This window comes from Pseudomonas sp. GW821-FHT09A09, from assembly GCF_059418405.1.
Window position 1 is genome coordinate 42,402 of record NZ_JBWKPU010000001.1, and the last position, 23,229, is coordinate 65,630.

At 61.1% G+C, this 23,229-nt stretch carries 14 protein-coding genes and 1 tRNA gene; 11 read left to right on the top strand and 4 right to left on the bottom strand.

What is annotated here, in order from left to right; genetic code table 11:
• The first annotated feature begins 1 nt into the window (after nucleotide 1).
• The 6 genes from pgaC to AC07OV_RS00180 all read left to right on the top strand — a co-directional run bounded on the left by pgaC (nucleotide 2) and on the right by AC07OV_RS00180 (nucleotide 13,418).
• The gene (gene pgaC / locus AC07OV_RS00155; protein ID WP_176997425.1) at nucleotides 2-1,342 is read left to right on the top strand and encodes a poly-beta-1,6-N-acetyl-D-glucosamine synthase; all 1,341 of its coding nucleotides are present in this window, start codon (nucleotides 2-4) and stop codon (nucleotides 1,340-1,342) included.
• 2 nt (nucleotides 1,343-1,344) lie between these two features.
• Nucleotides 1,345-1,827 (top strand): poly-beta-1,6-N-acetyl-D-glucosamine biosynthesis protein PgaD, encoded by a 483-nt coding sequence (pgaD, locus tag AC07OV_RS00160; protein ID WP_176997424.1) that lies wholly within the window; start codon nucleotides 1,345-1,347, stop codon nucleotides 1,825-1,827.
• A gap of 396 nt (nucleotides 1,828-2,223) precedes the next feature.
• A complete protein-coding gene (locus AC07OV_RS00165) occupies nucleotides 2,224-3,948 on the top strand; it encodes a ShlB/FhaC/HecB family hemolysin secretion/activation protein (RefSeq protein ID WP_494996038.1) in 1,725 nt (574 codons plus the stop codon).
• A gap of 31 nt (nucleotides 3,949-3,979) precedes the next feature.
• The gene (locus tag AC07OV_RS00170; RefSeq protein ID WP_495091209.1) at nucleotides 3,980-12,631 is read left to right on the top strand and encodes a two-partner secretion domain-containing protein; all 8,652 of its coding nucleotides are present in this window, start codon (nucleotides 3,980-3,982) and stop codon (nucleotides 12,629-12,631) included.
• Nucleotides 12,632-12,639: 8 nt separating this feature from the next.
• Nucleotides 12,640-13,098, top strand: coding sequence for an SMI1/KNR4 family protein (locus tag AC07OV_RS00175; protein ID WP_494996040.1), 459 nt, complete (start codon nucleotides 12,640-12,642; stop codon nucleotides 13,096-13,098).
• Nucleotides 13,099-13,106: 8 nt separating this feature from the next.
• On the top strand, nucleotides 13,107-13,418 hold the full coding sequence (locus tag AC07OV_RS00180) for a hypothetical protein (protein WP_176997420.1): 312 nt from the start codon (nucleotides 13,107-13,109) through the stop codon (nucleotides 13,416-13,418).
• 70 nt (nucleotides 13,419-13,488) lie between these two features.
• On the opposite strand, the gene AC07OV_RS00185 is transcribed toward AC07OV_RS00180, so the two are convergent.
• The 3 genes from AC07OV_RS00185 to AC07OV_RS00195 all read right to left on the bottom strand — a co-directional run bounded on the left by AC07OV_RS00185 (nucleotide 13,489) and on the right by AC07OV_RS00195 (nucleotide 16,350).
• On the bottom strand, nucleotides 13,489-14,076 hold the full coding sequence (locus AC07OV_RS00185; protein WP_495091210.1) for a hypothetical protein: 588 nt from the start codon (nucleotides 14,074-14,076) through the stop codon (nucleotides 13,489-13,491).
• A gap of 3 nt (nucleotides 14,077-14,079) precedes the next feature.
• Nucleotides 14,080-14,691: a hypothetical protein gene (locus AC07OV_RS00190; protein ID WP_494996042.1), complete on the bottom strand. Its 612-nt coding sequence runs from the start codon at nucleotides 14,689-14,691 to the stop codon at nucleotides 14,080-14,082.
• A gap of 150 nt (nucleotides 14,692-14,841) precedes the next feature.
• Nucleotides 14,842-16,350, bottom strand: a complete 1,509-nt coding sequence (locus AC07OV_RS00195) for a M10 family metallopeptidase C-terminal domain-containing protein (RefSeq protein ID WP_495091211.1) — start codon at nucleotides 16,348-16,350, stop codon at nucleotides 14,842-14,844.
• A 436-nt stretch (nucleotides 16,351-16,786) separates the two neighbouring features.
• On the opposite strand from AC07OV_RS00195, the gene AC07OV_RS00200 reads away from it, so the two are divergent.
• The 3 genes from AC07OV_RS00200 to AC07OV_RS00210 all read left to right on the top strand — a co-directional run bounded on the left by AC07OV_RS00200 (nucleotide 16,787) and on the right by AC07OV_RS00210 (nucleotide 19,752).
• Nucleotides 16,787-18,439: a vWA domain-containing protein gene (locus tag AC07OV_RS00200; RefSeq protein WP_495091212.1), complete on the top strand. Its 1,653-nt coding sequence runs from the start codon at nucleotides 16,787-16,789 to the stop codon at nucleotides 18,437-18,439.
• A 138-nt stretch (nucleotides 18,440-18,577) separates the two neighbouring features.
• Nucleotides 18,578-19,150 carry an RNA polymerase sigma factor gene (locus AC07OV_RS00205; RefSeq protein WP_494996045.1) on the top strand — a complete coding sequence of 191 codons (573 nt, stop codon included), beginning with the start codon at nucleotides 18,578-18,580 and terminating at the stop codon, nucleotides 19,148-19,150.
• Entirely contained in the window at nucleotides 19,147-19,752 is a 606-nt protein-coding gene (locus AC07OV_RS00210; RefSeq protein WP_495091213.1) for a hypothetical protein, read from the top strand. Before AC07OV_RS00205 ends, AC07OV_RS00210 begins: the two co-directional genes overlap by 4 nt.
• A gap of 57 nt (nucleotides 19,753-19,809) precedes the next feature.
• Here the strand turns inward: AC07OV_RS00210 and AC07OV_RS00215 are convergent.
• Nucleotides 19,810-19,886, bottom strand: a tRNA-Arg gene (locus AC07OV_RS00215).
• A 369-nt stretch (nucleotides 19,887-20,255) separates the two neighbouring features.
• Here AC07OV_RS00215 and gabD point away from each other — a divergent pair.
• Together gabD and gabT are read left to right on the top strand one after the other, a co-directional pair.
• Nucleotides 20,256-21,698 carry an NADP-dependent succinate-semialdehyde dehydrogenase gene (gene gabD / locus AC07OV_RS00220; RefSeq protein WP_494996059.1) on the top strand — a complete coding sequence of 481 codons (1,443 nt, stop codon included), beginning with the start codon at nucleotides 20,256-20,258 and terminating at the stop codon, nucleotides 21,696-21,698.
• Between the two features lie 185 nt (nucleotides 21,699-21,883).
• Nucleotides 21,884-23,161, top strand: coding sequence for a 4-aminobutyrate--2-oxoglutarate transaminase (gabT, locus tag AC07OV_RS00225; protein ID WP_259172851.1), 1,278 nt, complete (start codon nucleotides 21,884-21,886; stop codon nucleotides 23,159-23,161).
• Nucleotides 23,162-23,229 lie beyond the last annotated feature (68 nt).

Sequence of the window (23,229 nt, forward strand, 5' to 3'; positions counted from 1 at the left end):
CATGTTCGACAGAATCCTGGCTTTATTCGTGTTGGCGCTGGTGTTGGGCGTGCCCCTGGGCCTGATTTTCCTGGTCACCGGCCAGTTCCTGATGGACTTCGTGTTTTTCTACCCGTTGTTCATGTCGGCGCTGTGGATCGCTGGCGGCCTGTATTTCTGGCTGCACTGGGAACGTCACTGGCCGTGGAAAGAGGACACCCCGGCGCCGACCCTGGCTGGTGACCCGCTGATCTCGATCATCATCCCTTGCTACAACGAGGGCGATAACGCGGCGGAGACCATCCACGCCGCGCTGGACCAGCTGTACCCGAACATCGAGGTGATCGCGGTCAACGACGGCTCCAAGGACAACACCGCCGCCGTGCTCGATGCCCTCGCGCTGGAAAACCCGCGCCTGCGTGTGCTGCACCTGGCGCAGAACCAGGGCAAGGCCGTGGCCCTGCGCATGGGTGCCGTGGCGGCGCGCAGTGAGTACCTGGTGTGCATCGACGGTGATGCGTTGCTGGATAAAAACGCGGCGGCCTACATGGTGGCGCCGATGCTCGACAACCCGCGCCTGGGCGCCGTGACCGGTAACCCACGGATCCGCACACGTTCGACCTTGATCGGCCGGGTGCAGGTGGGCGAGTTCTCTTCGATCATTGGTTTGATCAAGCGTACCCAGCGGGTGTTCGGCCGGATCTTCACGGTGTCGGGTGTGGTGGTGGCGTTTCGCAAGAAGGCGCTGGACCGCATCGACTACTGGAGCACCGACATGATCACCGAGGACATCGATGTCAGTTGGAAGCTGCAGCTCGATCACTGGGCCATCTTCTATGAGCCGCGTGCCCTGTGCTGGATCCTGATGCCCGAGACCGTCGGCGGCCTGTGGAAACAGCGCTTGCGTTGGGCCCAGGGCGGCGCCGAAGTGCTGTTCAAGAACATCCGCGGTATCTGGCAATGGCGCCACCGCTACCTGTGGCCGCTGCTGTTCGAATACTGCCTGTCCACCGGCTGGGCGTTTACCTTCCTGCTGTCGGTGATCTTCTGGGCGGTGGGCAAATTCGTGGTGCTGCCACCGGCGATCGCCGTGGACTCCCTGGTGCCTCCGGCCTTCACCGGCCTGGTGCTGGCCATGGTGTGCCTGGTGCAGTTTGCGGTGAGCATCATGATTGACCGTCGCTACGAAAAGGACCTGTGGAAAACCCTGTTCTGGACCGTGTGGTACCCGATGGTGTTCTGGCTGGTCAGCTTGTTCACCACCCTGGTCAGTTTTCCCAAGGTGCTGTTCAACCAACACCAGAAACGTGCGCGCTGGGTCAGCCCGGATCGCGGTATTAAACCTGCCGAAGAGGAGGCCTGATCATGAAACTGGTCAGAACTCGCCAGAATCGATTGATGTGGCTGGTTGACGTCGTGTTGACCCTGCTCGCCTGGGCCGGGTTGATCTGGCTGCTGGCGCGCGGGATCACCGCCATGCTGGAAACTCACGGTGGCCCGCGCATCGAGGCGCCGATCTTTGCGGCGCTCAATACCCTGCAGGTCTACCTGTGGATTGCCTTGCTCAACGCACTGATCCTGATCACCTGGGCGCGCTATCAACAGCGCCGTGGCCGCAAGTTCGCCCAGCGACGCGCCGAAGCCAATGCGCTCACCGACAAGACCTTGAGTGAGAGTTTCAAGCTGGGCGAGGGCGACCTCGAACAACTGCGCAGGCCGGGAGTGCTGGTGATCCACAACGACGAAGACGGCGGTGTGGAGGAAGTGAAGTCCCATGTGTCACGTGATGTGGAGCGGCCCGGGTTGACCCTGGTGCCGGGCCAGCAGAAAGACAAAGACATCGGCTGAACCCGCGCAAAGGGCTGTGGCGAACGGGGCAATCCCGCTCGCCACGCGAGTTCCCTGCCTATTCCCGATCAGATTTTGGAATTCCGATAAATGGGATCCAATTCACAAAACCTTCGCGAACTTTTCGCACTTTCCCGGTACTAACTTATCTCGGTGACAACTTGATGGCCAACTAATGGCCATTAACAAATTGTTTTCCGTATCGCTATCAAAACAGTCGCCGCTTGTCGGAATTAAAACTCCAGTTACAGGCGTCCTGTCTTTTTGATAAATTTTATTTGTTATTAATCAATGGCTTGAAGGTTTAATTAGTACGAATGTCCAACTAATCCGTTTTCTTGGATTCGTTGAAGTTCGATGTTAGTTTGCCGGCCCTTGATTTTCGATGGATCGAACATGTCTTTGTTACTGCCACGGACTCGGTATCTTCTGTGCACTTTCCTGCTCGCTTACATGAGTGTGAACAGCGCTGGGGCTGCGCCTACGCCGGGTGATCAGGACCTGATTCGTGAGCGGCAGAACCGCCTGCTCGAAGAGCAACGCCGGCGCCTCGAAGAGCTGCAGGACCTGCCCGGCAAGGACACCCGCTCCCAAGCCCCGGCGCTGCCTGCCGACACCCGTTGCTTCCCCATCAAAGACATCGAACTGCAAGGCGCCGACAGCCTGTCGGCCGCGGCCAAAGCGAGCCTGGTCAAACCCTACATCGGCCAATGCCTGGGCGTTTCGCAGCTCAATGAATTGCTCAAGGTCGTCACCGACTACTACATCGCCAAGGGCCGCGTCACCAGCCGCGCCTATTTGCCCCAGCAGGACCTCTCCACCGGCCACCTGCGCGTGCTGGTGGTGGAGGGCAAGCTCGAAGGCATCAAGGGCGCCCAGGGCAGCAACGTGACCGACCGTGAGCTGGCGATGGCCTTTCCCGGCAAGGTCGGCGAAGCGCTCAACCTGCGTGAGGTCGAGCAACTGGTGGACCAGCTCAGCCGCTTACCCTCCAAGCAAGCGCAGATGGAACTGACCCCTGGCAGCGAAATCGGCGGCAGTGAAGTACTGGTCAAGAACGTGCCGCAAAAGCCTTGGCGCGCTAGCCTGTCGCGCAACAACGACGGCCAGCGCAGTACTGGCGAACAGCAATGGGGCGCGGGCCTGGAGTGGGACAGCCCGCTGGGCCTGGCGGATCAGTTGGTGCTGCGTGGCGGCCATGACGCCATCAGCGACCACCAGAAAACCTCGAAGAACAGCATGCTCTACTACAACCTGCCGTGGGGGTGGTGGAACTTCAGCTACGCCTACAGCGAGAGCGAATACCGCACGCCGGGCGCGGTCGATGACTTCAAGTACAAGCAATGGGGCGAAAGCCAGAACCACCAATTGCGCGCCGAACGCGTAGTGCACCGTGACGACGTGAGCAAGACCTCGGTCAACGTCGGCCTGACCCATCTGCGCACCAACAACTACATCAATGACACGCGCCTGGACGTGAGCAGCAACCGCCTCAGTGAGTTCCAAGTGGGCGTCAGCCACGGGCGCCGCATCGCCAGCGCGTTCGTCAACCTCGATGTGGGCATGCAGAACGGTATTGGCGCTTTCGATGCCCAGAGCAACACGCAGTTTCGCGATGGTTTCGGCAACCTCACGCCCACCACGCACTACCGCAAATACACCGCCACCGTCAGTTACCTGCAACCGTTCGCCTTGTGGGGCGAGTCGTTCACCTTCACCAGCCTGGCCACCGGGCAACGCAGTGAAGACGTGTTGTACGCACCGCAGCGCATGAGCCTCGGCGGTTCGTATTCGGTGCGCGGGTTCAAGGACCAGCAACTGACCGGTGACAGCGGCGGCTACTGGCGCAACGACCTGCGCTGGACCCGCCCAGTGAACGTCGCCTGGCTGCGCCCGGCGTTCCTCGAATACGGCGCCGGCGTCGGCTACGACCAGGGCGTGATCCGCAACGACCGTTACAACGACACCCAGCATGGCCGGGTGTCGAGCAACTCCGTGGAGTTGTTCGCGCGGGGCAAATACGTCAGCACCAGCGTGACGTTTGCCCATTCCCTGGAGCGACCTGGCGTGATGACCGAGCGCGAAGCGCCGATCTATTTGCGCCTGGATGTCTTCCTGTAATTCAACGCCCGCTGCCTTGAGATTTAAGAATATGGATGTTCGCCCCTCTTTTGCCCTGAAAAGCCTGTCCCAACGCGGCCTGGCTCTGATCCTGGCCAATGCGCTGTTCTGGCAGCCACTGCTGGCCCAGGCCGACGGCATCGTGGTCAGCGGCCCTGGTACCACTGTGGGCCAGGCGGGCAACGGCGTGCCGGTGGTGAACATCGCCACGCCCAATGGCAGTGGCTTGTCCCACAACCAGTTCAAGGATTACAACGTCGGCCCCAATGGCGTGATCCTCAACAACGCCACCGGCATGGTGCAAAGCACGCAGCTGGGCGGGATCATCGTGGGCAACCCGAACCTCAAGGGCGGCGCGGCGAACGTCATCCTCAACGAAGTCAACGGCGGCAGCCCCAGCCAACTGCGTGGCTACACCGAAGTGGCAGGCCAGTCGGCCAAGGTCATCGTCGCCAACCCCTACGGCATCACGTGCAACGGCTGCGGTTTCATCAACACCCCCAACGTCACCCTGACCACCGGCAAGCCGATCATCGACAAGGCCGGCCGCCTGGACCATTACCAGGTGGACGGTGGCGCCGTGACCATCGACGGCAAGGGCTTGAACGCGAGCAACGTCGACCGCTTCGAGATCATCACCCGTTCGGCCAAGATCAATGCGCAGATCAACGCACGTCAGCTCACGGTGATCGCCGGGCGCAATGACGTCGATGCCCAAAGCCTGAAAACCACCACCCGCGCCGACGACGGGAGCGCCAAGCCGGAACTGGCCATCGACTCGTCGGCCCTGGGCGGCATGTACGCAGGCGCGATCAAGCTGGTGGGCACCGAAGCCGGGGTGGGTGTGAAACTCGATGGCACGCTCGCCGCCAGTGGCGGCGACATCCAGCTCGACGCCAACGGTCACCTGAGCATGGCCCAGGCCGCCTCCAGCGGTGCAGTGGACATCAAGGCCGCCAGCCTCGACGCACAAGGCCCGATCTACGCCGGCACCACGCTCAAGGCACAGACCCAGGGCGAGCTGAAAAACCGCAAGACCCTCGCTGCACGCGACAGCATCACCCTGGCCAGCAACGGCCAATTGACCAACAACGGCATCATCGAGGCTGGCGTCAACGCCGATAACACCCGCAACGCCGGTGGCGACGTGAAGCTCGACAGCCAGCACCTCACCAACACCGGCACGGTGATCGCCAACCGCAACCTCACCGCCAACGCCGCGCAAACTCTAACCAACCAAGGCGGTACCTTGAGTGCCAAGCAGGCCTTGAAGGCCACCGCCGATACGGTCGACAACCAGAACAAAGGTCGACTGCTCAGTGACAACACCCTGAGCGTTACCAGTGCGCAGCTCAACAACAGCCATGAAGGCGTGATTTCCAGCGACGGCGCGCAAACACTCACCGTCAGCGGTGTGCTGGACAACAGCCAGGGCGGCTCCATCGACAGCACCGGCGCCTTCGAACTGCACGGCAATACCCTGGACAACAGCGCCGGCAGCCTCACTGGCGCCAGCACCATCACCCTGGATCTGCTCGGCAACCTGATCAACCAGAACGCCAAGCTGGCAAGTGCTGGCGCATTGCTGATCAAACACGCCGATCACATCGACAATCAGGGCGGCAAGTTCACCAGCCAGGGCCTGCTGACCCTGTTCGCTAACAGCGTCGATAACAGCAACAACGGCACCCTGGCCGCCAACGATGGCTTGGCCCTGACGGTGGGCGGCCTGTTGCAAAACGGTGGCAATGGCCTGATCCACAGTGAAAAGGCTGGCGTCAACTTGACCGTCGGCACGTTGGAAAACGACGGCGGGCGGATCACCGCCAAAGCCGGGGATGCTGTGGTTGATGCCACCGCGTTCAACAACGGCGGCGGCTATCTGTTTGCCCGCGACCGCGTGCGCCTGGGCGGCATGAATGTCGATAACGGTGGCGAGATCGCCGGCAATCAGATCGACGTCAGCCTGCGCGGCGCCCTGACCAACCGTGGCTTGATCGAAAGCGCCACGACCCTCGACGTCGACACCGCCAGCCTGAACAACAGTGGCCAGATGCGCGCGCTGGGCGCCACGGGCAAGACCCGCTACGCCATCGGCGGCTTGCTGGCCAACAGCGGCAAACTCGAAACGGCGAACAACGAGTTGAGTCTCGCCGCGGGCACGTTCAACAACGTCGGCGGCAGTGTGTTGCACGTGGGTAAGGGCACGCTCGACCTTAGCGGCATCAGCCTCGACGACGTGGGCGGCAGCCTGGTGACCCAGGGTGACCTGACCCTCGACAGAGCCAGCTGGACCAACAGCACTGCGATCCAGGCCGGGCAGTTGACCGTCAACGTCGGCAACCTGCAGCAGACCGCTACCGGCAAATTGCTCGGCACCCGCGCGTTGGTCGGCAACGGCCAGGACTGGACCCTGGCAGGCACCGTGGCCAGCCAGGGCACGCTCGACCTGAACGTCGGCAGCCTGCTCAATGACCATGGCCTGGTCTTCAGCGGGGGTGACATGAGCCTGCGCGTCGACCGCCTGAAAAACATCGCCGCCGATATCTACGCCATGGGCAACCTGCGCATTGACCGCGACGGTCAGGGTGGATTGGCCAGCAGCATCATCAACAGCTCCTCCACGATCCAGGCCGACGGCAATCTGAGCCTGGCTGCCGGTTCGATCCAGAACATCCGTACCGTGCTCACCACCGAGTCCGGTATCTACAGCGCTTCGATCACCCCTACGCCTTGCATCGAAGGCGTGACCGGTGGCGACTGCGACGGCGGCAAGCAGAACCGTCCGTTCCTGATTACTCAGCGCGATCGCTTCATCGTCAGCGATGCGACGGCGGGCTCCGCCATCACCTCGGGCGGCAACCTGTTGCTCACCGGCGGCGAGTTGCTCAACAGCAGCAGTAGCATTGCGGCGGGGGGCAACCTGACGGCCGCGGTCAACCAACTGACCAACGTCGGCGTCGTGACCCATGACACCGAATACCAACGCATCTTCACCTCTGAACGTGAGCGCAACCCAGACGGCTGGTACCGCGCAGCGGCGGCCTTCACCCAGCAATATTCGGCAGGCGGCGCGAAGTACGATCCGAAGAACCTTGGCGGCCTGGAGGCGGCCATGGCGTCGTTCATTGGCCAGATGGAAAGCGAACAGACCGGGCTGCGCAAAACCACCGAGTTGAGCACGCCTGACCAACGTTACGGCGCAGTGATCCAGGCCGGCGGTGCGGTGGATGTGAAGGCCCAGGCCGGCATCGACAACAGCGTGGTCCGTGGCGGCTACACCTACGTCGGCAGCGGTGCGACGACCGGCGGCGCCACAGGCTACTCGACGCAGATCAACCTCAACGCACAATTGCCGGCCGACGTGGCCCAGCAGCAGGTCAATCCGCTTGGCCTGCCGGGCTTCAACCTGCCCACCGGGCAAAACGGCCTGTTCCACCTCAACGATGGCAACGGCGTGAGTGGCCTGCCCACCAGCCAGTTCGCGGCCAACCCGCACAAATACCTGATCGAAACCAACCCGCTGCTCACCGACATGCGTCAGTTCATGAGCTCGGATTACATGCTGGCCAAGCTCGGCTATGACCCCGACACGGCCCAACGTCGCCTGGGCGATGGCTTCTACGAACAACGGCTGATTCAACAGGCGGTGCTCGCTCGTACTGGCCAGCGTTTCATCGACGGTCAGACCAGCGACGCCGACCTGTTCAAGCACCTGATGGACAACGCCATCAGTAGCAAGGACGCCCTCAACCTGTCGGTGGGCGTGAGCCTCACCGCCGAGCAAGTGGCGGCGCTGACCCACGATATCGTGTGGATGGAAAACGCCACGGTCGCCGGCCAGCAAGTCCTGGTGCCGGTGCTCTACCTGGCCCAGGCCAACAACCGCCTGGCCCCCAACGGCGCGCTGATTACCGGCAATGACATCAGCCTGCTGGCGGGCAGCGACCTGACCAACGTCGGCACCCTGCGCGCCACGGGCAGCCTGTTGGCGAGTGCCGGGCGCGACATGAGCAACGCCGGCTTGATGGAAGCCGGTGGCCGCCTCGACCTGCTGGCTGGCAATACCTTGAGCAACCGGGCCGGTGGTGTGATCGCCGGGCATGAGGTCACTCTGGCCGCACGCGGCGACCTGCTCAACGAGCGCACGGTCACTACTCACCAGAGCGCCAGTGCTTACCGTGCCGAGCGTTCGGATTTCGCCGACAACGCCGCACGTATCGAATCGGCCAGTGCCCTGACCCTGCAGGCCGGCCGCAACATCAACAACGTCGGTGGCGCGCTCAGCAGCGGCACCGATACCACCACCCAGGCGGTGGGCGACGTAAATATCGTCGCCGCGCAAACCCAGAACAGCAGCGTGATCGGTACTCGCTCGCGCCAGGCCAGCATTACCCAGCAGGGGTCGGTCATCCAGGCCGGGCAGGACATGAAGGTGACGTCCGGGCAGGACGTGAACATCGCCGCCAGCCAGCTTGAAGCCAAGCGCGACGTGGCCGTCGTGGCCACCGGCAACCTCAATGTCATCAGCGCCGCCAACGAACAGCACTCGGCGTACAACTCGAAGAAGGTCAAGAGCATTGAGGACCACGTGCAGCAGGTGTCTTCCGTGCTCAAGGCTGGCGGCGATGCCAACCTGAGTGCAGGTCAAGACCTGCAACTGGTCGCGAGCCAGGTGAATGCGGGCAACGAAGCGTACCTGGTGGCCGGCAAGAACCTCAGCCTCAAGAGCGCCGAAGATCACGACTACAGCTTCTTCAGCAAGACCAAGAAGACGTCCCAGGGCAAGTCATTCCGCCTCGACGAAACCGACGCGGTAAACAACGTCGGCAGCCTCGTCAGCGCGGGTACGCACAGCACGGTGGTAGCCGGTGAGAACCTGTTGCTGGCAGGCAGTGCCGTCACCGCTGAAAAAGGCACAACGCAATTGGTGGCCGGTGGGGATGTGAACATCCTGGCGGTGAGCAATTCCGACAGCGCCCGCCATGAACGCAAGGACAGTAAAAGCAGCTGGGGCGGGCTGAAATCAAGCAAGGTTGAGGACCAGGTCAACGAAAAACGCACCACCGCGATGGGCAGCATGGTCTCGGGTGAAACGGTCACTGTGGCCGCCCAGCGTGATGCGACCGTCACCGGTTCCTCCCTGGTCAGCACCGGCGACCTCGCCGTACAAGCCGGCCGTGACCTGACCATCGATGCGGCGCAAAACACCTTTGCTCGCACTGATATGCACAAGGAAAAAAACCGCGACCTCACCGGCGTGTTGACCGGCAACAAGCTCGGCCTGGATGACCTTACCGGTAACCAGCACCTGTACATCAACAGCTCGAAACACAACGGCACCGCCAATGAAATGACCTTGACCGGCAGCACCATTGGCTCAAGCACAGGCAATGTGTCGCTGACGGCGGGGCGTGAGTTGTCGGTGGTGGCCAGTGACTTGGTGAGTACCAAGAGCATGGCGCTGACGGGCTCCAATGTGAACATTGTGGCGGGGGCTGAAACTGCTCGGCAAACGTCGCAGGACAGTTCCAGGAGCCTGGCGGTCGGCCGGGTGATCGGTGGCGCGGTGGTGGACACGGCGCGCAGCATTCGGGATGCGACCGAGGCGGCGAAGAGTGCCGATGACCCACGCCTCAAAGCGGTGAAAATCGCCCAGGCCGCCCTCGCCGCCTATAACCTCGGCGGCCAGGCCTCGGACGCCAATGACCAGAGCACTGGCTTCAAAGACAAGCAGGGCGGCAGCCCGAGCAATGGTTCGCTGATCAAGATCGGCACGGAACTGGCCAATAACCGCAGCAAGAACAGCAGCGAGTTCAACAGCGTCACGGCCAAGCAAAGCACGCTCAACGCAGGGGAAGAGCTGTCGGTGGTTGCCACGGGCACGGCTGCGGGGACTCAAGGCGATATCCAGATCACCGGCAGCGCCTTGAAAGCCGCCAATACGCTGTTGCTGGCGAAAAACACTGTGCTGATGCAGAGCGCGCAAAATACCGTGGATCGCAAGAACGAAGGGTCGAGCAACAAAACCGCGATTGGTGCCAGTTTCAACATTGGCGAGCAAAACGGTTTCACCCTGGACCTGGGGGCCCAAGGTGCCAAGAACAATGGCAACGGTAATTCCATCACCCAGGTCAACAGCACCCTCGACACCGGAAGTCTGCTGTTGCAAAGCGGTGGTGATACCACCCTCAAAGGTGCCCAGGTTCGTGCCGACAGCATCAAGGCGGATATTGGCGGCAACCTGAATATCATCTCGTTGCAGGACACCGAGTCCTCACGCAGCAAGCAAAGCAGTGGCGGCTTCGGTGCGAGTATTTGTATTCCACCGTTCTGCTATGGCTCCACCGTTGCGGGTTCTGTGAACCTTGCCGCCGCCAAGATGAACAGCGATTACAAGGGCGTGACCGATCAGAGTGGGCTGTTTGCGGGTGCAGGCGGCTACGACATCAATGTCGGCAAGACCACCACCTTGCAAGGTGCTGTCATTGCCAGTGAGGCGTCCGCTGATAAGAACCGGCTCAGCACTGATCGTCTGATCGTCAGCGATATCAAAAATGTCAGCGAGATCAAGAGCCAGTCAGCCGGTATTTCGGTGTCTTCAAGCAGTGCCGGTGGCGCCTCGATGGGCGGCAGTATTCCGCTGGCTCTCAAAGATGAAGAGCGTAGTCATACCCGCAGCGCAGTCAGCGAAGGCTCGATTGTGGTTCGCAACCCGGAAGGCGCAAATGACCTGGTGGGCCTCAACCGCGACACCGCCAATGCCAATCAGAAACTCGACAGGCCGGATGAAAAGGCCATGCAGGAGCGCATTGACCTGATTCAAAGCTCGGCGCAATTGGCCAGCGGTGTGATCAGTGCAGTGGGCAAGGCGAAAGCGGATGAGGCCAAGGCCCTGGCCGATCGGGCGAAAGTCCAGACCGAGGCTGGCTCTGCGGATGCAGCGGCGACGACGCAAGCGGCCAACGCTGCTTACACCGAGGCACAACGCTGGCAGGTGGGAGGCGACAAGCGTCTGATGGCGGACATCGCGTCTGGCCTGATCGCCGCAGGCCTGGGTGGGGCGCCCGTGGGGACCAGCGTGGGTATCGTGGCCAACACCGCCTCCAGCGACATCTTCAACAAAATTGGCGATTACGCTCAGTCGCGTGCCAATGATCCCAAGTTGGATGCCGCCACCCGAGCGGCTTGGGCAGAAGGTGGTGCGGCGCGTGTGATGTTGCACGCGTTGGCCGGTGCCGCTATCGGGCTGTCCAGTGGCAACGTGCAAAGTGGCGCGCTGGGTGCGGGCGCCTCGGCGGCCTTGATGCCAAGCATTGCGGCGGCATTGGGCAAAAATGGCATCAAAGGGGCAGACCAGGATGCGTTGGCTGCGCTGGTGGCAGTGGGTGTGGGAGCAACGGTCGGCGGCGGTCGTGGATCGACGGGAGCGTTGGTTGCAGGAACTACGGCAGGTGCCGTCGACCAATACAATCGACAAGCGCACCCCACCGAAGCGCGCCTCATACAAAAAGAGGCCGATAATCTGGCGGCGCAGGCCGGAATATCCCCGGCCGAAGCGGAACGGCGCATGGCCGCAGCGTTGGCGTTCTATACCGACAAAGGATGGGGCGCGACGATTGATAAAGCCGGTGAAAGCCAGTTCGATCCGCTGACCCTGAAGCATCTGGGCGAAGCGTTGGCACCGCTGGCGGCGATCTACGACAACAGTGCTTTGTACCCCGAAGGAACGCGCCGATCCTACAGCGGCGACGAAACCGTCAACCTGCTGAAGAACTTCAGTACCACGCATGCCAGCGAGTACAGAAACGGCAACATCAACATCAGCTACCTGGGCGACCCCGACACTTACAACAGCGCCGGGTTGGTGGACTATTACAAAGCCAATCTGGATTACCGGGACAAAGTCTCTGGAGGCAGCGCCCAAGGCAGTTCCGCGGGCATCGGGCGTAGCGTGCTGGAGGTGGCCCAAGGCATGAGCTCGCTGTTCAAGCTTGCCCTGGGCGGTAATTCATTGGAGGAAGCCAACAAACTGATCAGTCCTTTTGTGGACCCGTCCACCGATATCATTAATGACTGGAGGACTCAGTACGGCGGCCAAGGTCTGGTGTTTGGTCTGCAGGGCAATGACTACGAGCAGTACGCAAGGAACACCAAGATCGGTGCCGATGTATTGCTGATGGGGTTGCCTGGCCCTGCAGGCAAGACAAGACAGTTGGAAAAGGTCGCGGAAGCGGCGAAGGCAGAAGGTAAACTGGCGCAACAGGTCCATGACCTCGAGCTGGCGTTGCCTCCGGAAAAGCCGACGGGCTACAGCGTTGCGTTTGAAACGGCCCTGGACCCGGCTGACTTCGGTCGCAGTCGAAATGTGCATTTCAACAGGTCCAATGCTGCGCTGGACAATGCAATGAAAATGGATTCGGCGTTTGCAGAAATGATGGAAACATTGATCCCTAACGTTCAGTCCTCGGTTGCGAAGGTCGGCGGCCGCGCGACGCCAGCGGGATGGACATGGGAGCATGCGTCGTCGTCGGTTGCTTTCAATCAGGAAGGCATCATGCGATTAGTCCCGAGCGCGCAGCACACGCCAGGCTCTCCCTGGTGGCGGGTTCTTCACCCTGATCCCGGCGCGGCGGGCGGCTATTCTGAATGGGCCATTCCACGGGGCGCCCCAAAAAATTAGGTAAAAACATGAATATTGCTGAACTGAATATCAATGTCGGGGGGCATGCGAGCCTGGGATTCAACGGCGAAGAGTCCTGCGTGCGTGCGGTTGAGAAGCGGCTTGGCCACTCGCTCCCACAAAGCTATCTTCACTTGATCCGCAGTGCCAATGGCGGACACCCCGAAGTCGGGACCTTTTTCCTGGATACTTCGACGGATTCCAGCGTCAGCGTCGATTGGTTTTATCCATTGGGGGCAGGCGGCGCCGAGAGTCTGGAAAAGGCGCTTGAGGATTGGTCTGAAGTGCTAGGTTCCTCGATGTTGCCATTCGGTCGTGATGGCGGGGGGAACGTGTTTTATATTTCGCTGGCTTCGCCGTCGGGCGCCGTCTGGTACTACTCACATGAAGGTTCGGAGCGAATCTTACTGGCAGAGAGTTTCGAGGCGTTTTTGCAGCAATTGATCGTTCACCCGGATTTTATTTGAGAAGCGCTATGAATCGATACGAGGGCAAACCCTTTCTACGCCTGTTGGAGTGCTATGTGCTGTCGGCCATTGATGAGCTGACAGACGAGCAAAAAACAGCCTTGAGTGCATTGGAACCCAAGCTGCACGAGCTGTATGGGGTGCAAGGCAACTGGTCTGAAGTGGTTGCGGCTCAAATGGATTTTCCTGAGTCGCTGGCGGGCAAGATCCGCGAAATATGGCGTGTGAACTCAGAGAAATTTGCCGCGGCGGGGGCACACATCAACGCTGAAGATTTTGCGAAAAACTTTGTGGACACCAATTTTCCTCCAGCGCCCTGATGGGCGTTGACCTGTCGGTTATTGGAAGGCATGTGGCAAGCGGACGTAGCCGCCTGCCACACGTGTAGCGTTACAGCAACTTGCGTTGGACGGCTTCGTCCAGCGTGCTGCGTGTCAGCGCCTCGACCACTTCCCGGGTGTCGGCCTGGAATGGAATCGTCACGATCAACACCAGGTGCATCCAGGTACGCACCGACTCGCTCTTCTTGACCCGGCCCAGTTCTTTGCCGTCCTTGTCCTTGAACACCGTTTCCAGGGTGAAGGTGTTCTTCGCCGTGGACGGGATGATGAAGAACGTCGCGCCGGTGATGATCGCCGAGGCCATGCTGAACTGTTCGTTGTTGTAGAGGGTGGCTTCGGCGTAGATGTCCGAGTCCACCTTGTCGGTGCTCACCCGTGAAAAGCGGTTGGACTGGCGAAACGCGTCAGCCACGGCCTTTTCCCACAGAACAGTGTTCGCGCCAGCGGTCGCATTGCCCGGACCACCGTTGATCTGGTTCAACGCTGTAGTGCGCACGAACGCGGTGGGTTTTTGTGCCGGTGCGTTGGCGGTTGGCGGCCAGGTCTGTACAGCGGGCAGTTCGTGTTGCGAGTAGGACACGCAACCGGTCAGCAACACGGCGGCGAGCACCAGGCTGTGCTTGATCAATCCTTTCATGGGTTATTCCTTGGGCAGCTTGGCGGTGGCGGAGTCGAGCAGTTGTGAGACCAGCTCATTGAGCTGTTTGGCACCCATGGTCGGTGCCCAGTATTCGCGGCCATACAGGCCCACGTTGCGCTCGAACTTGACCTCTTCCTTGGCGCTCGCCAGTTCCTTTCCGTTGCGGTCGACGATCACCAGGTCGCCGGCCACGTCGAAAGTGTCGACGTAGATCGGGCCGTTGACCCAGATCCATACGGTCAATGTGAGCAACGCGCCGGGGAAGTACCCCGGGTGCGGCCCACGGTGGCCCTTGAGGGAGGTCATGTTGAACTTCAGCAGGACATCGTCTTCCCCCAGGCGCGTAGGGTATTCGGTGACCTGCTTGAAATAGCCCGCTGTGCGCACGTACTGATTCAACTGCGCGGTGAGGGAGCGGCTGATGGCCGTTTTGTTGGCGTCGTTGATGTCGGCTGCGGTGACGGCGACGTCGGCGATTTGCGCACTGCGTGGGCTGCTGGTGGACGCCGGGTGGAGCGGGGCGCCGACGGGACCTGTGACGTTGTACGACACGCAGCCGGTCATCGACAGCGCCGCGATCAGGGCGGTCGCCCGGAGGAAGGTTTTCAACACGTAATTCCCTATAAATGAACCAAGCAAGCCATTGTCTCGACTTGCCTGGGGATAACTTGAGTGCGTAACTTTTATTTCATCAATGGCGTTCTTGAGGGCGCGAGCAGTGCGAGGGAGGCGCAGGGTCGCCGCCGCCAGGGTGTGACACCCTCACAGCTTTGTTTGGCGCCAACGGCTCTGCGCCAATGGCGGGCGAAGCTTGAACTGGATGAAATCTTCGGGGTTTACCTGCCCGTGCGTATTGATCATCAGGTCGGCGCGACCGTTGCCCGAGAGGTCGATGGAGACGCTGCCGCGTCCGGTTTTTTCGTCATGTGCAAGAACACTTTCACCGGCCTTGCCACTGAAGGCTTGGGTAAAGACCAGCGCTGGCGTATCGGCTTGTTGCATGGCACCGCTGACATCGATCTTGTCGGTGCCGGTGGTGAAGTCCATCAAGGTGTCGGGTTGATCGGGCGTAGAGTCGCTCGCGTGGCGGTAGACAAACGTATCGGCACCGTCGCCACCGCGCAGTTGGTCCGAACCGCCGTTGCCAGTGAGCTGGTTATCGGCGGCATTGCCGATCAACGCGTCCTGGCCCGAGCCGCCTATGGCATTTTCGATCGTGCAGCCTCTGGCAATCGAGAGGTTGCCCTGCAGGCCGCCTACGTCGGAAAACGTACCGGCCTTGAGGTTGAGGGTCTGGTTGGAGCGGTAACCGGAAAAATCCAGGGTGTCGTTGCCTGCCCCGTCCCATATGCAGGCGACGAAGCGGTCATGTGCGGATTTGAGCGTGTAGTAGTCCCTTCGAGTATTTGAATTGAAGCCGTAGGTGTTGTTTTCTCTGCGGGTTCGATGGTTCGCACCGTAGTGCTTCTGGATGGCCGTGATGTCATCCATCATGGGCGCCTTGGGTTTGGCGCCCAGGTCCTTGCCGCTGCTGCGGTCACCGAAATAGCTCATGACGGTGTGGGCAATGGAGTCCTGCGCATAGACGCGCTGGTTTTCTGATGCACTGCCGTCGTAGTGGCCGGGGTGACGAAGCCCCAGGGCATGACCGATTTCATGGGTCATGACGGCGCGATCGACCATGGCCGGGTTATAGAGGGTTTCGCCCCCTCCGTGCCCGTTGGGTGTTGGGTAGGTGCCTTGCGCGGTTTTGATAAAAGGCGAAATGCCAAACGTCAGCCGGCCTTCGGCTGCGCCACCATTTTCGGTGAAGGCCAGGTTGGCCGCGTCACTCCAGGACTCTATCGAACGCCGTGCCTCGCGTTTCTGTGCCTCGCTGAACCAGCCGTTATTGAATGAATAGGCAATTTCAGTGACGTTGTTTTTATTTCGGTCATGCCATTTTCGGATACCCCCGGTGAGTTGCCTGGCGCACTGTTGTTCGTCGAAGGCGCGCTTGTTTATTTTGGAGATATAGGGGTCGTCCGGACGCAGGGTTGGGTCCTGCGCACTCCGGTTGCGCCCGGCAGGTTTATCCACATTGCGGGTGGGATCACCTCGATCTGGTGTCAGGGGCTGATGGTCTGGTCGGGGCATAGGGCGCAAAAAGGGTTGGATGAACGGCCGTACGAAAGGATGGCTGATGAACGGGCGCACAAAGGGGCGAAAGATCAATGGTAAATGGAAGGGCCGGAAGAAATTCTGCGGCGTCGAAGGGCGAGTGAACGGCATGACGAAACCGGGGAATCCAGAAGGTATTCTCATGTGAGGAATATTCCAGGGAGATCTTTATTTTTATCCTTGGTCAATGACGTTGGGCAATGTCCTATTGCGCTTATTAAGCTGGCAGTGCGGTGACTGGCGGCCAAGGATTTTTATGTTTCTTGAAGGTTGCCATGGGTGGGTGTCGCATGCTGTTGCAGATGTATGGTTTTAAAGTCAATGCGCTGGTGTACCGCAAGCGTCGAACTAGAGCGGGTTCCATCTATTTGTATGGATGGGCTTTTCGAAAGTCGTCTACTGGACACTAAAAGACATATACATGGGCTTACAGGATTGCCTGTCTCATCCTCGTGTTGGGTAAAGCAATACCCAGGTTTAACCCGAACCGAAGGCACCTTGCGTCTGATGCTGTGTAGGCATCATTTATCCGCGAGGTCCTGTCGCCATGTCCCCTCTCTCCACGTTGTACCTGCGCCCTTTTTTCCAGGGATTCGCCGTCGTCTCGTTGATCGCGCTCGCCGGGTGCGGGCTATCTTCTTCCCGCGATGAGGCCAAGCCTGAAGCAGCCACCGTCGCAGCGCCTCTTTCCGAGCTGAGCAGCGAGCCGGTGCAAGGTGCGCTGGTCAAGCGTATGGCGCTGCCAGCCCCGATGACTGCGCGGTTGATGGCGCAAGACTCGACGGCAATGGCGTATCGCAGCGAACCCCGTGAGCAATACGCTAACCTGCCGGACAACCCGGTGCACCGCGTGGTCGAGACACCGGTCTCGACCTTCAGTGTCGACGTCGACACCGGCAGCTACGCCAACGTGCGACGGTTCCTCAACGGAGGTCGTTTGCCGCCTGACGGCGCCGTGCGATTGGAGGAAATGGTCAACTACTTTCCCTACAGCTATGCGCTGCCCACGGACGGTTCACCCTTTGGCGTGACCACCGAGGTGGCGGCCACGCCGTGGAATCCAGACACGCAATTGCTGCGCATCGGCATCAAGGCGTCCGACCGCGCCGTGGCGCAGCTGGCGCCGGCCAACCTGGTGTTCCTGGTGGATGTGTCCGGTTCCATGGACCGCCCGGAAGGCCTGCCGCTGGTGAAAAGCACCTTGAAGTTGCTGGTGGATCAACTGCGTGAGCAAGACCGTGTGTCGCTGGTGGTGTACGCCGGTGAATCGCGTGTGGTGCTCAAGCCCACGTCCGGCCGCGACAAGGCGAAAATCCGCAATGCCATCGACCAGCTCACCGCAGGCGGCTCCACCGCAGGAGCCTCGGGTATCGAGCTGGCCTACCAGATGGCCCGCGAAGGCTTTATCGACAACGGCATCAACCGCATCCTGCTGGCGACCGACGGTGACTTCAATGTGGGTGTCAGCGACTTCGACAGCCTCAAGCAGATGGCCGTGGACCAGCGCAAAAGTGGTGTCTCTCTCACCACCCTGGGGTTTGGTGTGGACAACTACAACGAACACCTGATGGAACAGCTGGCCGATGCGGGCGATGGCAACTATGCGTATATCGACAACCTGCGCGAAGCCCGCAAGGTGCTGGTGGAACAGCTCAGCTCGACCCTGGCGATCGTCGCGCGGGACGTGAAGTTGCAGGTGGAATTCAACCCGGCCCAGGTCAGCGAGTACCGTTTGCTCGGCTATGAAAACCGCGCGCTCAAGCGTGAGGATTTCAACAACGACAAGGTCGACGCCGGTGAAATCGGCGCAGGGCATACGGTAACTGCGCTGTACGAAATCGTGCCGAAGGGCAAGAAAGGCTGGATAGAACCGTTGCGCTACGCCAGTGAGCCTTCGTCGGTAGGCAACTCCGCTGAGCTGGCCATGTTGCGCGTACGCTACAAGCCCGCTGCGGGGGGCGACAGCCGATTGATCGAGCGCCCGATCAGCAACGCATCAAACAAGGCCAGCGACGACCTGCGCTTCTCGGCGGCCGTGGCCGCCTTTGCCCAACAGCTCAAGGGCGATGGCCGCTACACTGGCTCAATGAGTTTGAGTGACACGGCCGCACTGGCACGCTCGGCCCGGGGCGATGATCCCTTTGGCCTGCGCAACGAGTTCGTGCAACTGGTTGAAATGGCCCAGGCCCTCAAACACTGATTTCCAACAAACCGCCCACCTGTAGGAGCCGGCTTGCCGGCGATAGCGGACTCTCTGTGGCGCATGCGTCACCTGACACACCGCCATCGCCGGCAAGCCGGCTCCTACACGGAATACCGAAAGGAGTTCGCCACCCGCATGGCCGTCCCAGACGATTCACCCAGCGATGAAGCGCTACTGGCCCGCTACCGAACCGGTGAAAGTGCCGCGTTTGAGGTTCTGTACGCGCGGCATCGCCAGGGCTTGTACCGGTTCCTGGTGTCCTTGAGCAACAAGGCTGAGCTGGCCGAGGAAATCTACCAGGAGACTTGGCTCAGCCTGATCCGCAGCAATACCCAGCCACAGGGGCGGGCGAGCTTTCGCACCTGGTTGTTCCAGATTGCCCGCAACCGCCTGATCGACTACTGGCGCAAGCACGGCATTCACAACCCACTGCACGACAGCTACGACGAGCAACTGCATGCCCAGGCCGACGACAGCGCCGGCCCCGAGCAGCAATTGAGCCTGAGCCGCGACCAGGCGCGCCTCGACGCTGCGTTGCAGGACTTGCCCGAAGACCAGCGCGAGGTCTTCCTGCTGCGCCTGCACGGCGACCTGGAAGTGCCGCAAATCGCCGCACTCACCAACACGCCGCTGGAAACCGTAAAAAGCCGCCTGCGTTACGCCCAGCAGAAACTGCGTCGCCTGCTGGCCGAGGAGATATCCGCATGACCGACCCCCGACACACCCCGGATACCGACGACGTGCTGCTCCAGCACTATCGTCAACACAGCACCGGCGAACCGCCTGCGTCCCTCGACGCCTTCATCCTCGCCACCGCCCGCCGCGAAGCCCCGGCCTCACGGCCGAACCTGTGGCAGCGCTGGCTGCAAGCTTGCCAACGCCCGCGCTGGCAGATGGCATTCGCCACCGTGGCGGGCTTGGCGCTGATGATCGGCGTGGTGATGCGCTCGCCCGTTCCACAGCCGGAAATCTCCACGGCTACCTTCTCCGCGCTCCACGAAGAAGCCGCCCGCCCGACGCCGCCCCCGACGCCGCCCCCGATGTCGGCCCCTGCGCCCGTGGCACGCCTTGCCGTTGCACCCAAGGCCGAAAGTGCGCAAGTCATGGGCTCGATGGCGGATGAGTCCAGCGCCAGGCTCAGCAAGCGTGCGCCGGTGGCGTTGCCTTCGTTGGAGGATGGGTTGCATGAGATAGTGAGGCTGCGTGAAGCAGGGCAGGCGAGGGCGGCGGATGAGAAGCTGCTGGCGCTGCATGCGCGCTTCCCTGGGGAGGATTTGCCGGCAAGGTTGGAGGCATTGCAGAAGCGGTGAATTGACACCCATAAAAAAGCCCCAGGCCTTTCGACCTGGGGCTTTTTCGTTCGTATCTGGTGCACCCGGCGGGATTCGAACCCACGACCCCTGCCTTCGGAGGGCAGTACTCTATCCAGCTGAGCTACGGATGCTTGTGCGGGCGACATCATACCCATGTCGACCTTGGGCGTCCATGCTGGTCTTTGGCCGTTTAAAGGTAGGAATTTGCCCGCCGAAGGCCCTGCGCCGGGTGCCACTGATCGAGATCCTGGAACCCGGCGGAAATACGCTGATCAGAAAGTTTCGGCAAATGCGCCGTTTTCGTTCTTTTTTTCGAACAGACTATTGCCCTGCCCCCCCATTGATCCTAGGATTCGTTTGAGATTTCAAACGCTCTGTCTCCCGTGCGCCTTTCACTTTTTCGCGTGCTGGGGCTGATTTCCCTGACGGCAGCCCACAAGGCGCCTTTCAACAACTCTAATTCGCTCCGCGTGCGCGCGGTGCTGTTAAGGAAAGCCGACATGCAGCTTAAAGATGCCCAGTTGTTCCGCCAGCAAGCCTTTATCGATGGCGCTTGGGTCGATGCGGACAATGGCCAGACCATCAAGGTCAACAACCCTGCCACAGGTGAGATTCTCGGCACCGTGCCGAAGATGGGCGCCGCTGAAACCCGCCGCGCCATCGAAGCCGCCGACAAGGCCCTGCCGGCCTGGCGTGCACTGACCGCCAAGGAGCGCGCCAACAAGCTGCGCCGTTGGTTCGAACTGCTGATCGAAAACCAGGACGACCTCGGTCGCCTGATGACCCTCGAACAAGGCAAGCCGCTGGCCGAAGCCAAGGGCGAAATCGCCTACGCGGCCTCCTTCATCGAGTGGTTCGCCGAAGAAGCCAAGCGCATCTACGGCGACGTGATCCCCGGCCACCAGCCCGACAAGCGTCTGATCGTGATCAAGCAGCCGATCGGCGTGACCGCTGCCATCACCCCGTGGAACTTCCCGGCCGCGATGATCACCCGTAAAGCCGGCCCGGCCCTGGCCGCCGGTTGCACCATGGTCATCAAGCCGGCTTCGCAAACCCCGTTCTCGGCCCTGGCCCTGGTTGAACTGGCGCACCGTGCCGGTATCCCGAAAGGCGTGCTGAGCGTGGTGACCGGCAGCGCCGGCGACATCGGCGGTGAGCTGACCAGCAACCCGATCGTGCGTAAGTTGTCCTTCACCGGCTCGACCGAAATCGGCCGCCAGCTGATGGCCGAATGTGCCAAGGACATCAAGAAAGTCTCCCTGGAACTGGGCGGCAACGCGCCGTTCATCGTGTTCGACGACGCCGACCTGGATAAGGCTGTCGAGGGCGCAATCATTTCCAAGTACCGCAACAACGGCCAGACCTGCGTCTGCGCCAACCGTCTGTACATCCAGGATTCGGTGTACGACGCCTTCGCTGAAAAGCTCAAGGTTGCGGTGGCCAAGCTCAAGATCGGCAACGGTCTGGAAGAAGGCACCACCACTGGCCCGCTGATCGACGAAAAAGCCGTGGCCAAGGTGCAGGAGCACATCGCCGACGCGCTGAAAAAAGGCGCCACGCTGCTGGCCGGTGGCAAGGTGATGGAAGGCAATTTCTTCGAGCCGACCATCCTCACCAACGTGCCGAAAGATGCCGCTGTCGCGAAGGAAGAAACCTTCGGCCCACTGGCACCGCTGTTCCGTTTCAAAGACGAAGCCGAAGTGATCGCGATGTCCAACGACACCGAGTTTGGCCTGGCTTCCTACTTCTATGCCCGCGACCTGGGCCGTGTGTTCCGTGTGGCGGAAGCCCTGGAATACGGCATGGTCGGCGTGAATACCGGGTTGATCTCCAACGAAGTGGCGCCGTTCGGCGGCATCAAGGCTTCGGGCCTGGGCCGTGAAGGGTCCAAGTACGGGATCGAGGACTACCTGGAAATCAAATACCTCTGCCTGGGCATCTAATCGGCCCGGCAAGAGCTTGCAGTAAACGCAGAGGGCACGAGAGCGCTGACCCTTTGCGTGTTTCACCCCGTTATTCGTAGTGGCCGGGAAAGCTGTGGCAGTCGATCATCGCATGCTGCCGTAGTTGCCTCCCCGCCACGTATTCCTTGGACCACGCCACCCGATGAGTGGCGAATGAGGACTTTATGAGCAAGACCAACGCATCCCTGATGAAACGCCGCGAAGCCGCTGTACCACGCGGTGTTGGCCAGATTCACCCGATCTTCGCCGAATCCGCGAAGAACGCCACCGTGACCGACGTTGAAGGTCGCGAGTTCATCGACTTCGCCGGCGGTATCGCCGTGCTGAACACCGGCCACGTGCACCCGAAAATCATCGCGGCCGTGACCGAGCAACTGAACAAGCTGACTCACACCTGCTTCCAGGTACTGGCCTACGAGCCTTACGTGGAACTGTGCGAAAAAGTGAACGCCAAGGTCCCAGGTGATTTCGCCAAGAAAACCCTGCTGGTCACCACCGGTTCCGAAGCCGTTGAAAACGCCGTGAAAATCGCCCGTGCCGCCACCGGCCGTGCTGGCGTGATTGCGTTCACCGGCGCTTACCACGGCCGCACCATGATGACCCTGGGCCTCACCGGTAAAGTCGTGCCGTACTCGGCCGGCATGGGCCTGATGCCGGGCGGCGTGTTCCGCGCGCTGTACCCGAACGAGCTGCACGGTGTAAGCGACGACGACGCCATCGCCAGCATCGAACGCATCTTCAAGAACGATGCCGAGCCGCGTGATATCGCTGCCATCATCATCGAGCCCGTGCAGGGTGAAGGCGGTTTCTACGTCGCGCCAAAGTCCTTCATGAAGCGCCTGCGTGAACTGTGCGACAAGCACGGCATCCTGCTGATCGCCGACGAAGTGCAAACCGGCGCTGGCCGCACTGGCACCTTCTTCGCCATGGAACAGATGGGCGTTGCTGCCGACCTGACCACCTTCGCCAAATCCATCGCGGGCGGCTTCCCGTTGGCCGGTGTGTGCGGCAAGGCTGAATACATGGACGCCATCGCACCCGGCGGCCTGGGCGGCACCTACGCCGGTAGCCCGATCGCTTGCGCCGCGGCCCTGGCCGTGATGGAAGTATTCGAAGAAGAGCACCTGCTGGACCGCTGCAAGGCTGTCGGCGAGCGCCTGGTCACCGGTCTGAAAGCGATCCAGGCCAAGTACCCGGTCATCGGCGAAGTGCGTGCCCTGGGCGCAATGATCGCAGTCGAGCTGTTCGACGACGGCGACACCCACAAGCCAAACGCGGCGGCCGTTGCCTCCGTGGTGGCCAAGGCGCGTGACAAGGGCCTGATCCTGCTGAGCTGCGGCACCTACGGCAACGTGTTGCGCGTACTGGTTCCGCTGACCTCGCCGGACGAGCAACTGGACAAAGGCTTGGCGATCATCGAAGAGTGCTTCTCCGAGCTGTAAGCCGAAGTTGACCTGATCGACAGAAAAAACCCGCTTCGGCGGGTTTTTTTATGCCCATTGCCGCACAT